This is a genomic window from Cohnella mopanensis (assembly GCF_022352055.1).
Lineage (GTDB): Bacteria > Bacillota > Bacilli > Paenibacillales > Paenibacillaceae > Cohnella > Cohnella mopanensis.
Genome location: NZ_JAKRWM010000015.1, coordinates 95783 through 108216, shown reverse-complemented (window position 1 = coordinate 108216; position 12434 = coordinate 95783). Strand labels below are relative to the sequence as shown.

Below are 12434 nucleotides of genomic sequence, written 5' to 3'. Positions count from 1 at the left end.
TATGAACTTCATTTTCGTTCATTTCCGCATCCTTGTAAATCCCCGCGGATAGCTTTTTTATTGTGCTTTATTGTGTTATCCCATCACCATGGAAGAGGATTCCCCAGCAAATCCACGTAAGCCTGCGTATCGCGGCCGATAAGCTCAGGGTCATCCGCCAGCGCCAGAATATGAGCTGCCGCCTGCTCCGGCGTATAAGTCGCATCCGCGTCGAGTTTACCCTGCATATGAGTCTGAACCCATCCCGGATGAACGGACAGAAGATGCACGCCTTGCGGCTGGAGCTGGTTGCGGAGCAATGCCGTCTGCATGTTAAGCGCGGCCTTGGACATGCTGTACGCAAACCAATTCGTCCGATAACATTGACCGATGCTGCCCGCTTCCGACGAAATGTTCAGAATCGTTTTCCCTTCCGATCGGAGAACGAGCTCCAGATGGGCCTGCGTCACCCGTAGCGAGCCGATCGCGTTCACATTGTAGACATCGAGCATCTCTTGGAATTGCAGCTCGTCATAGATCGTGCTCTCAATATCGCCGAGCCTTGCAGCATTGTTGATTAATAGATCGATCTTACCCGTCCGCTCGCCGATCCAAGCGGCTGCTGCCCGTACGCTCTTATCTTGGGATACATCCATATGCACGGTCATGAGCTTATCCGCATAACGGCCTTTTAATTCCGCTAATCCCACGGTGTCCTCGGTATTGTACCGTCCCGCGAATACCTTATACCCTTTATTCAGCAAACCGGCGGTTAACGCTAACCCCAGTCCGTAATCCGTGCCCGTTACGCAAGCGACTTTGTCCATCCTTATTCCTCCTATGTATCGTGATCTAGAAATCAAGTATAAGACACAATGCTCTAGTTCTCCATCGGAACGCGGAAAGCCTGCCTCACGGCTAGCGTTCGACGCTCCGTTAGGCAGGCTTATGCAAAAAAACGGGATGGAGAAGGTTTATCCCCTCTCCATCCCGTTTCGAATTACCAGGTTACGTAACCCGGAGATCCCGGGGTCGTATTGCCGATCAAGTCGATGATCGGAATCGAATAAGCGATTACGATCAAGATGACGGTAAGCGTAATCCACAGCTTCCAATTTTCTAAGAAACGCGGCGTCGGTTCGGAACCTTCGGACACCTCGCCGATCGGATACTCCGTCTCCCCCTTCGGAGCGCGCATCAATGAAATGATATTGTAGATGATCAGCACGACTCCGACGAACAGAATGATGCCCCCGATTGCCATTGCGACATGATACGGCATCCATAGAACTGCGTCCGGATGATCGTCGTAAGTATTGTATGCCGTACGTCTAGGAGAACCCAGTAAGCCGACGGTGTGCATCGAGCCCGACATGAAGAACATCCCAATGCACCAGATTAAAGTCTGAATAATGCCCAGCCGGTTCATTCGCGGCGTAAGCACGCGCCCCGTAACGACGGGAATAAGCCAGTAAACGATACCGAAGAACGTAAGCGCGACGCTTGTCGCAACCGTAAGATGGAAGTGTCCGGTAACCCAAAGCGTATTATGAACGACAGCGTTCATTTGGTTACTGGCATTTACTAACCCGCCCGCGCCCGCCGGGATAAAGATCAACATCCCCATGAACGGAGCGAAGAACCTGACGTCTTTCCATGGCAGCACCTTTACCCATCCGAACAACCCTTTAGCGCCTTTCGATCTTCCGTTAAGCTCGAAGGTCGCGAATAAGGAGAATGCCGTCATCAGGGACGGAATTACGACCATGAAAGTCAGGACGACCTGCAGGTATTTCCAGAAGTGGCTAATGCCCGGCTCCATCAATTGATGGTGGAAGCCAACCGGAATCGAGAACAACAAGAACAATACGAAGGACATACGGGCAAGCGAGTCGCTGAATATTTTGCCGCCGATAATTTTCGGAATGATGACATACCAGCAAATATAAGCCGGAAGCAGCCAGAAGTAGACAAGCGGGTGACCGAAAAACCAGAATAACGTACGGCTCAGCACCACGTTAACCGTTTCCACCCATCCGAAAGACCATGGAATGAGCTGAACCACTACTTCTAGCGCAACCCCGATCGTGGCAATCTGCCACAACAGCATGGTGATTACGGACATATAACCGAATAGCGGGGACAACTTTCCCTTGTTGCTTTTCTTCCATTGAATGTATTGATAGAAAATGCCAAAACCGCTTAACCAACTGCCGATGACGACTAAAGCAAGAGCAATATAGAAATACGGCGATGCTTTCATTGGCGCATAGAACGTATAGAGCACGCTAGCTTTGCCTAGTAGGATAACGACGACGCCGATAAGCGTCCCGACGGACATGAGGACGTATCCGATCCATCCAAGCTTCTTAGTTAAGGGAAGCAACTTGCCCCCTAACGTCTGTGAAACTCCCGAATAAAGGAATCCGACGATAAAGTAGGTCGTGAAGATGAGCGCCATCAATACGCCATGCGCGGTTAGCAGCTCGTAATACCCGATATTGGCCGGCAAAGTGATCGTGCCGCCTTTGACCATCCCCTGCAGCATTCCTGCGATGCCTCCGATTAGGAGCGCTCCGAATGCAAACAGAATATGGGCAAGTACCAGTTGGCCGTCCTTCCGGTCGAATGGTTTAGTTTGAGTCGTAGTCATGGGATGCGGCCTCCTATTTCACCACGAGGGTGGTTTTCATCATTTCATGGGCAATCCCGCAATACTCGTTGCATAGGATCAAATATTCGCCCGGTTTGTTGAACGTATGGGTTACTTGGCTCACTTCGCCCGGTGTAACCATAACGTTCACGTTCGTACCGGGAATTTCGAACCCGTGCACGACATCCGACGAAGTTACTTTGAAGTGGACCGTAGCGCCTGCCGGCACCTCCATCGGTTCCATTGGATCGTAGCCGAACGCGTATGCGACCATGACCGCCTCGTATTCGTTGTCTCCGATTTGCTTCAATTCGGGCTTGTCGAACGGCGCCGTTTCGTTCACTTTCGTAGGGTCGATATGATGAACGTGCTCGTTGGGCGGTGCGATCCCCTGCGAGAATGTCATGACTCCAAGCACGACCAAGAATACGGCCAGCATGGATACTCCGATGCCGAGCCACATTTTCTCCAATTTATGCATGTGCATAATGCGTCTTCCCCCTTCTAATCTCGTGCGATAAATAAAACGAAAATACCGATCCAGACAAGCGCCAAAAAGGCTCCCAGCAGCAATACCGACACGAAAGTCCCTTTAAGCGATTGCTCTTTCGTTTCAGGCGCTGAGCTTGTATCCTGCGGCTTCGCTGCCGTCCGATCATCACGCATTCCGGATTCCTCCTGATCTCAAGTTGTTTTCATTGTAAGAACAATCGACGCTCCGCACTGTGACAATTATCACGGGACTTCGTCCCCACTTGTGGACGAATTGTTACATGGGCAGCGACAGCACCTGCCGACCGCTCCTCCCGGGCAATTGAACAGGCATCTCCGATTGGTAGCACCGCCATCTAAAACCCCCATCAACGGCGAACCATTGATGGGGGTTGATGGGACTTCATCTCTTACGTTTATTCCACGATCAGCTTGCCGGTCATCTCGTTATGACCTTTACCGCAGAACACGGAACAAATAAATTTGAATTCTCCCGATTTGTCCGCGACGAAAGTAACTGTGGCATTCCCTTTGACTTCTTTATCATAGCCTTCGATTTTGATGGCATGGTTTCCTTGGCTATTTTTGAGCGTGATGCTGACTTCCTCGCCCTTCTTCACCTTGATTTCATTCTGGTCGAATTTGAAGTTCGTGGCATCGATCGTGATCGCTTTCGTTCCGCCCGCCGCTCCTGCTTCCGTTGCCGGAGACGAGCTGGCTTCCTCCTTGTTCTTGCCTCCGCAACCCGCAGCAATTAACATTACCGCCAATAACAACCCGCTTAACGCCATCCATTTTTTCATATGACTAACTCCCTCCATCGGTATCATCTTGATCAAGCACATCATAATACCGGCGAAGTTTACCATCTGTGATATGTCTCACACCGTAACAATATTGACACAACCGAGCGAACATCAAAAAGCCTTCTCCCCCGCAACCCGACCGGTAGCGAAAAAGAAGGCTTGCGCCGATGTTTCAGCGACAATGAAGTTGCCACTAGCTGCTTTAAATCTTTAGCTCCCCGAGCTTAATAAGCTCGACAACCGCTTGCGAACGACCTTTGACATTCAGCTTTTGCATCACGTTCGAGATGTGGTTGCGAACCGTTTTCTCGCTGATAAACAACTGCTGCGCAATGTCGCGGGTCGTCTTATCCTGCACTAACAGTTCAAAGACTTCGCGTTCCCGATTGGTGAGTAGGAATTTGCTTTTATGGTCGCTGCCTTTCAACGTTTGTCACCCCTCCTTGCCCGGGAATGTGTGATTACAAGGTATAGGGATACAGTCAACTTTATCATATGAAAGGGTTTTTCTAGTGGTGCGGAGGTCGGAGAAAATGGGCGATCGATTCGTGGAGAGAAAAGCGCGCTTCGACGCGAAAAACCGACCCCTAAATTTGTTTGATAATACAAAACTACGTTCTCGTATAATAGCGTGAAGAATAGCGGCACGAACACTCATGCCGCTATCGTATTCGGCGAATGCGTGACGTAGGAATAGCCTTGGAGCAAGCGCTCGCGTTCGGCCTCAGGCATTAGATCATTCCAGAGCGAAGGATGCCAACCCTGCTCCGCCCTCGCCCGTATACGTGAAGTATAATGCCTGTATGCCGTCCGGAATGACGATATCGGCGGCGTATTCCTTCCACACGTTCGTGAAGCCGACGGAAATGCGGCCGAGCGCCGGACCGTTCCACGACGTTCTGACCTCGAAGGCGCCGCGGCAGTATCCTCGCACTTTAATCTTGACCGTACGAATACCGGAGCACCGAAAATATTTATAGCCCGCCGTGGCCGAGTCTCGCATATTGGCAATATACCCGATTTCCTCGTCCCCGTCCTTGCCGTCTTGGGTAATCTTCGGAAAACGGCTGTCCATCCATTCTCCCGGCGCCCCCGTGTAGAGCGCCTCTTCCTTGCAGAACAGATTGCAGGCGAGATAGGCCGCATACTCGCCGCGTCCCTCCAGCGGCCCGCCGTTCGGACCGCAGGAGGTCATCTCCGTCTGGGGAATCGTCCCGTCCTCAAGGAAGCCGATCGGCTCGAGGCAGCCTTGCCGACTGAAGTTGGTTCCGTTCGTGTGCCGGTGATAGAAGATATGCCAGACCCCGTCGATCTCCACGATGCTGCCGTGGTTGTTGCCGCCGTAATACATCGGCTTGCCCGCCGGCTTGTAGGAGTCGATATGGAGATCGTTATTGCTGACAATGACGCCGCGATAGACGAAATCCCGGGTCGGCGATCGGCTCGTCGCATAGCAGAGCTCGTGCATGACGACCGAGGAGTAGATCAAGTAATACGTGTCTCCCCGCTTCCGGATGGAAGGCGCTTCGAAGAACGCATGCCCTTCGAAACCGCTGCCCTGGCTGTAAGGCTCGCTTGGCGCAACGACGACCGGGTCCGCCACGATGGTCAGCATATCCGGGCCGAGCGTCGTGGCCCACGCGCCGCTTCTGGACCAGTCTCCGATCGCGCAGAAGCCGGTATACAAATACGTAACGCCGCCTTCCGTCAGTACGCCCGGATCGAACTGCGGCTCGTCCCCCTCCCGTTCCCCCAGACGGGTGCCGTCGGCATGCTTGACATAGCCGTAGAACGCGTACTTGCCGGCCGGTTCGTCGCAGACGGCGACCGATACGACGGGAACTTTGTCCAGCACGTAGTACAGGTAATACCGTCCGTCCGGACCGACCGTCACGTCCGGCGCGTACAGGCACATGCTTCCATCCGGATTAAGCGGATCATCCGTCTTCCGATAGATGACGCCCTCGTATCGCCAATCCGTCAAATCCTCCTCGGGCGCCGACCAACAGACGTAATCGTTCAAGCAGTACGCGTGTCCGTTGAAACGGTCATGCGAGCCATACACGTATACGCGTCCGCCGAATACATAGGGTTCTCCGTCCGGAGTGTACTCCCAAGACGGCAGATAGGGGTTGTACCCTTGCTTCTTCTTGTTCACGACATTCGCTCCTTATTCTCAGGTATGTACAGTGTGTCTTGCTCCGCTTCCGGACAAGCCCGAAGCACGATCGAGACGCCGGCCTCCCCGTCGATCGACACCATGTTCCCTTCATACGTACTCCGCTCGCCGGTCGCGCATTCAACCGACCATCGCGCGAAGTGGTCGCAGCGAATGCGGTACGTCCCTGCGCGATCCGGTCGCAACACTGCTTCATGAATACGTCCTTCCTTCCACGCGATGTCCACCGTAACCCCGCCGCGCGCCCGTAGTCCCCGCACCTCGCCGTTCGGCCATGCCTTCGGAAGAGCCGGTAGCAGATGAATCGTCTCCCGATGGCTCTGCAGCAGCATCTCGGCAATGCCCGCCGTTCCGCCGAAGTTGCCGTCGATCTGGAACGGAGGATGGTTATCGAGCAGATTCGGCAGCGTCGAATGAGTCAGGAGCGCCGTTACGTTATCGTAGGCGGCTTCCGCGTCCTGCAGTCTGGCCCAGAAGTTAATGATCCAGGCTCGGCTCCACCCGGTATGGCCGCCACCGTGGGCGAGGCGTCGCTCCAGCGTGCGGCGCGCAGCGGCGCTCAGCTCGGGCGTCTCGTCGGGCGTAATCTCGGTGCCCGGGTGCAAGGCGAACAGATGCGAGATATGGCGATGTCCGAGCTCGATCTCCTCGTAGTCCTCGAACCATTCCTGCAATTGACCATGACGACCGATACGGTGCGGCGGAAGCTTGTCGATCGCTTGCCGCAGCTCGCCCAGCCAATCGTCGTCAGTCTGCAGCAGCTCTCCCGCAGCCACGCATGCCCGGAACAGCTCGCGCGCGATCTGGCTGTCCATGGACGGTCCGTAACAGAGCACGCCCGTCTCCCCGTTCGGCAGCCGATAGGTATTCTCCGGCGATACGGAAGGACAGGTAACCAGCTCTCCGCCAGGCAGCTCGACCATGTAATCGAGCAGGAAGACCGCCGCCTCCTTCATCATCGGGTAGACCCGCTGCAGGAAGTCCCTGTCTCCCCCGAACCGGTAGTGCTCCCACAGGTGGAGAGACAACCATGCGAGCCCAAGCGGCCAATACGTAGACGGCAGCCATAGATCCTGCGGCGCCGTGTCCGCCCAGATGTCCGTGTTGTGATGAGCCGCGCTCCCCCGGCACCCGTACATCGCCTGCGCGGTGATGCGCCCGTTCGGAACCATGCGCTCGATAAGATCGAAGAGCGGGAGGTGGCACTCCGATAGATAACAACTCTCGGCGTGCCAATAATTCATCTGCGCGTTAATGTTGATCGTGTATTTGCTGTCCCATGCGGGCAGCATGTCCTTGTTCCAGATACCCTGCAAGTTCGCGGGCAATGATCCAGGCCGGCTGGAGGCAATCAGCAGGTACCTGCCGTAATGGAAGTACAGCGCTGCGACCCCCAGATCGTCGCCCCCTGCCTGTAACCTTTCAAGGCGCTTCGAGGTGTCCTCAACCCGCAAGCGCGGCTCTAGGCCGATCCGCAGCTTCGTCCGGTCGAACAGCGTCCGATAATCCGCGATATGCGCGGCGAGCAGCTCCGGGTACGGCTTCTCGGCGACGCGCCTGGCATTGCCGAGAGCTGCCTCCTCCGGGTCCGGCTCGCGATAATCCGTCGCCGCCGTCACGATCAGCAGCACGGCATCGGCATTCGTGACGACGAGGTGCTCCCCGATCGTACGCGACTGCCCGCCCTCCTGCTTGCAGACGAGCGCACCGCAATATCGGACGCCATCGCCGCCGCTGTTGCCGCTCATCACGATCGTATTGCCGTCCTCCGCGTGAATACGGTCGACATAACGGAAATACGCCCGACCCATTCTGGCGGTGAACGATAGTTGGCCGGGGACGTCCGCCGTCAACCGGATCGCGATCGCCCCGTCCGGATAGCTCGCGAACAGCTCGCGGCTGAACGTTACCCCGCCCGCCGTATACGAGATACGTACGACCGCTTCCGATAGATCGAGCCGCCGCTCATAATCCGTAATGTCCGACGCATGCTCGAAGTTCAGGAACAGATCGCCGAGCGGAACGTAATGGCGCTGCGTCTCGGGAATGGCGGTCAGCGCCAGCGAAGCGAGACGCTCGGCCTCCCGCAGCTTGCCTTCGAGGATCAATTCCCGTATCTCCGACAGATGCGCCAGGGCATCGGGGTTATGCCGATCCCTCGGTCCTCCGTACCATAAGGAATCCTCGTTCAACTGCAAGCGCTCCGCGCCAGGATCGCCGAAGATCATCGCGCCCAGGCGACCGTTGCCGATCGGCAGCGCCTCATTCCACTCCCGTGCAGGAGAGCGGTACATTAACTTGTCCTCGTAATCATAGATTGGTTCTCGCATCCGCATTCTGTCCTCCTACTTCTGCTCCGCTTCCCGATAAGCGCTCGGGGTCATGCCCGTATACTTCTTGAATACCTTAGCAAGTAATTGACGAACGTGTCGCCCGTCTCTTTCTTGAACAGACTGCTGATGTAATTCGGATGCAGCGTCATCGAGCGCTACAATGCAAATGCCGCCTCGATACTTAAAGTATCGAAACGGCACCAGGAGAGAATCGAAGCACCTCCAATACTTCCCGTCTTACCCCTTAACTCCGCCTACAACCATACCTTTGACGAAGTACTTCTGCAGGAACGGATAGACCATAATAATCGGCAGGCTCGCCACGATCGTCATGGTGGCGCGAACCGAAGTAGGCGTAACGATCTGCGTATGGCCGCCCAATGCGGCAGCATAGTGGTCTGCTGCAGAGCCGCTTCCGGCTGTCGTGTTGGACGAGGCGAGTAACTTCATCAATTCATATTGCAGCGTACTTAACTTAGGGCTCGAAGAATTGTACAGGAATACGTCGAACCAGGAGTTCCATTGATAGACAGCCACGAACAGAGATACGGTGGCAAGAGCCGGTACGGTCAGCGGAAGCACGATGCGGAAGAAAGTGGTGAAGTCTCCTGCTCCGTCGATTTTGGCAGATTCCATAATACTATCCGGCAAGCCTTCAATGAAGGAACGAATGACAATCATATTGAACACGCCGATGATGCCGGGAATGATGTATACCCAGAAGCTATTCAGCATGCTGAGCTCTTTAATGAGCAGATAGTTGGGAATCAAGCCGCCGCTGAAGTACATCGTGAAGATGAAGCTAATGGATATGAATTTCTTCAATTTGTATTCCGGGCGGCTAATCGTATACGCCAGCATCGCCGTGCAGATTACGGATAAGATCGTTCCGATGATCGTCCGCGCCGCGGAGATGAATGTGGCGAAGAAGATGTCGGCTTGACCGAATACATACTCATAGTTACTGAGCGTCCATTCTCGCGGCCATAAGTAGATATCGCCGCGAATCGAGTCGTTGGCATCGTTGAACGACAAGGCGAACATATTCACGAACGGATACAACGTAACGATAATCAGCAAGCTCATGAAGATGTAATTGCAAATATCGAATATCCGATCGCTCATCGAAGAGTTTCGAAAGGTTCTGGTTATCATGGCATATCGCCGCCTTTCATTTAGTACAATCTGCTCTCACCAAGCCGTTTAGCCAGGTTATTGGCAGCGATAAGGAAGATGAAGCTGACTACGGTCTTGAATATACCGGCGGCTGTCGCCAAGCCGAAGTTATTCATCTGTATACCGTATTTCAGCACGAATATATCAAGATTTTCCGAATATTCGATATTCATGCCATTGCCAAGCAAGTATTGCGGCTCGAATCCGGACTCCAGGATATTGCCCAAATTCATGATGAGCAAGATGACAATGACGGGCTTCATGCTTGGCAGCGTAATATGCCATATCCGTCTAAGGCGTGACGCTCCGTCCATCTCGGCTGCTTCATACTGAGTAGGGTCAATCATCGTAATGGCAGCCAGGTAGATAATCGTATTCCAGCCTACGTTCTTCCATACTTCCGTCACGCCAAGAATACCCCAGAAATATTCTCCGATGCCGATCCACAAGACCGGCTTATCGATCAGATGTAATTTAAGCAGCAGAATATTGACAATACCTTCCGGCGCAAGCGCCGCCTGAACGATATTCGCGGCAACAACCCACGAGATAAAGTGCGGCAAATAACTGATCGTCTGTACGATTCTCTTGAAGAAAACTTTGCGGAGCTCATTCAGGAGTAGAGCCAATACAATCGCGGTTATAAATCCGAGTACGAGATTAATCGAGCTCATGACGAGCGTATTGCGCAAGACGAGGTAAAACTGTTCTTCTTTGAACAGTAATTTGAAGTTGTCCCATCCAACCCAGGTCTGGTCGAATATATCTTTACTCAGTCTAAATTTCTGGAAGGCGATCATCCATCCCCAGAGAGGAACGTACTTGAATACAATCAGCCATACAAGAAAAGGGATAGACATCAGCATCAACATCTTTTGTCTGGATAATGATCTAAAAAAAGCTCTTAGGCGCGAATCGTCAGAAGTTGATCCTGTTAGTTGCACAGCATGTTTCTCCACTCGGTTCGTCTCCCTTCTCTATCATCTTGTATGACCTAAGAATTTAGATGGGAAAAGTGAATGACTTCACTTTTCCCGTCTAGATTTCCTATTTTGCTGCGCTGATTACCATTTACCTGCGACACGATCCTTCACCTTGCCGGTCATGTACGCTTCGAAGCCGGCAGCATTCAACTTGCCGAAGTCCTTCATGTAATCATTCCACACGGAATCGAACTGACCCGCTTTGGAGAGCACAAGCTTTGGAAAGTACTTCTGCTGAAGATCTCCGGCTTTCTGATTGAAGATCTGTTCGGGAGAACCTTCCGCCTTCTCGATGCTCCACGCAGGATACCATGGTCTTTCCACTGGTTTCGCGAAGAAGCCGGAGAAGGTATCGATATTGTAAGCCTTAAGTAGTGTACGATCGCCATCCGTATAATTGACGTCTGCTACCTCAGGCTGGCTGAATGGTTTCTGCGCATTGCCGTCCTCGTATACCGAGTTGTCGCCGTAACGCGGCCATTCATATTCAAAGTAAGCAAAGCCGTACTTGCGTTTGAAGTCATTGTCGTTGCGATTTACCAATTGCTCTTTGCTCATGACAAACCGACCTTGTTCATTCTTGGAGTACGTAACGCCTTCCTCTCCCCACATCACAAGCTTCTGATTCTCTTCCTTGAGCAGGTTGTCCCAATATTGAATGATACGTACAGGATCTTTAGCGCTTACGCTAATGCCAAGCCCGCGATTGTTAACGAAGGAAGGAGGATCCATATAAGCATCGGTAATACTTTCGTCGAACACGATCGGAAGCGATACATAACGAAGATCGTCATTTCCGGCCGTCTTCAGGTTATTCATGGCATCAGCCATCTGCCAGATGTAACCGACGAAACCGAGCACGCGGCCGGAAGTCAGCTTTGCCTTGAATTGGTCCCCGTTCGCCGTGAAGGATTCCGGATCGACCAGGCCTTTCTGGTACATGTCGTTCAATTTTTGGAGCCATTTCTTCTCATATTCGGTGCCCATATAGAGCTTGGCTTCATGAGTCTCCAGATCGACCAATACGTTGCCGTCGTTCGGATATCCGGCCAAGTGCATCGGAGCGTTGGTGATCGTATAGAACTGACCCGGTTCGCCAGCGAAGGTCAGGAACCCAGTCGTGTCTTTGCCGTCTACGGTCGGATATTTCGCTTGATACTTCTCGATGAGTTCCATGTATTGATCAAGCGTTTTCACTTGCGGGTAGCCGAATTCTTTCAACACTCTGCGTTGAATGTAGAAGTTGCTGCCCGCGTCAGGATCCATCAAGTAGCCCCCGATATTGGCTGTGAACGGAAGGATGTAGATGTTGCCATCCTCATTAGTGATCTTGTCCATATAAGGACCGTACACTCGCTTAATGTTAGGGCCATATTTCTCGATCAGATCATTCAGCGGGATAAATGCCTCTGCATCCAACAGCTTGGGAAGCTGGTCCACAGGAGAAATGACGTCGGGATATTTGCCGCCGGCAATCATGACGCCAGCCTTGGTGCTCGTATCTCCGACAACATATTCCATTTTCCAATCGACGCCTGTTTGGTCCCGAAGGATTTTGCCTATTGTCGTTTCGCTTGCAAGGACGTCAATGTTCGTTCCGAATCCGTAGTACGTGAACGTAACCGGATCCTTGTTTGCCTCTGGCGCCTTGCTTTCGGTTGTCGTGCTATTACTTGGGTTAGTACCCGGGGTTGCATTCTTTCCTCCTTCGTCCTTTTTCGACGAGCAACCAGCTAGAACGAGTGTTGCCGCCGTGACTACGGCGAGGCTGGTTAGCAGCCACTTTTTTCTGACCACTGTTAAATCCCCCTTCTCTTTCCTAAGTTGTTAAGC

The 12434-nt window shown here is 53.0% G+C and carries 11 protein-coding genes; all 11 read right to left on the bottom strand.

The window, feature by feature from the left end; all coding sequences use genetic code 11:
• Positions 1–83: 83 nt before the first annotated feature.
• The 11 genes from L3D05_RS20975 to L3D05_RS20925 all read right to left on the bottom strand — a co-directional run bounded on the left by L3D05_RS20975 (position 84) and on the right by L3D05_RS20925 (position 12398).
• Complete coding sequence (locus tag L3D05_RS20975; RefSeq protein WP_239618286.1) at positions 84–806, bottom strand: SDR family NAD(P)-dependent oxidoreductase; 723 nt, start codon at positions 804–806, stop codon at positions 84–86.
• 173 nt (positions 807–979) lie between these two features.
• The gene (locus L3D05_RS20970; protein ID WP_239618285.1) at positions 980–2632 is read right to left on the bottom strand and encodes a b(o/a)3-type cytochrome-c oxidase subunit 1; all 1653 of its coding nucleotides are present in this window, start codon (positions 2630–2632) and stop codon (positions 980–982) included.
• Between the two features lie 13 nt (positions 2633–2645).
• Positions 2646–3119 carry a cytochrome c oxidase subunit II gene (locus tag L3D05_RS20965; RefSeq protein WP_239618284.1) on the bottom strand — a complete coding sequence of 158 codons (474 nt, stop codon included), beginning with the start codon at positions 3117–3119 and terminating at the stop codon, positions 2646–2648.
• A 17-nt stretch (positions 3120–3136) separates the two neighbouring features.
• Entirely contained in the window at positions 3137–3298 is a 162-nt protein-coding gene (locus L3D05_RS20960; protein WP_239618283.1) for a cytochrome c oxidase subunit 2A, read from the bottom strand.
• Positions 3299–3540: 242 nt separating this feature from the next.
• A complete protein-coding gene (locus L3D05_RS20955) occupies positions 3541–3927 on the bottom strand; it encodes a cupredoxin domain-containing protein (protein ID WP_239618282.1) in 387 nt (128 codons plus the stop codon).
• A 205-nt stretch (positions 3928–4132) separates the two neighbouring features.
• A complete protein-coding gene (locus tag L3D05_RS20950) occupies positions 4133–4357 on the bottom strand; it encodes a helix-turn-helix domain-containing protein (protein WP_019422432.1) in 225 nt (74 codons plus the stop codon).
• Between the two features lie 309 nt (positions 4358–4666).
• A complete protein-coding gene (locus L3D05_RS20945) occupies positions 4667–6088 on the bottom strand; it encodes a family 43 glycosylhydrolase (RefSeq protein ID WP_239618281.1) in 1422 nt (473 codons plus the stop codon).
• Positions 6085–8439, bottom strand: a complete 2355-nt coding sequence (locus L3D05_RS20940) for a glycoside hydrolase family 95 protein (RefSeq protein ID WP_239618280.1) — start codon at positions 8437–8439, stop codon at positions 6085–6087. The genes L3D05_RS20945 and L3D05_RS20940 overlap by 4 nt, the downstream gene beginning before the upstream one ends.
• Before the next feature lie 240 nt (positions 8440–8679).
• Positions 8680–9597, bottom strand: a complete 918-nt coding sequence (locus L3D05_RS20935; protein WP_239618279.1) for a carbohydrate ABC transporter permease — start codon at positions 9595–9597, stop codon at positions 8680–8682.
• 20 nt (positions 9598–9617) lie between these two features.
• Positions 9618–10490 (bottom strand): ABC transporter permease, encoded by an 873-nt coding sequence (locus L3D05_RS20930; protein WP_239618317.1) that lies wholly within the window; start codon positions 10488–10490, stop codon positions 9618–9620.
• Positions 10491–10682: 192 nt separating this feature from the next.
• Positions 10683–12398 carry an extracellular solute-binding protein gene (locus L3D05_RS20925; protein ID WP_239618278.1) on the bottom strand — a complete coding sequence of 572 codons (1716 nt, stop codon included), beginning with the start codon at positions 12396–12398 and terminating at the stop codon, positions 10683–10685.
• Positions 12399–12434: the final 36 nt, after the last annotated feature.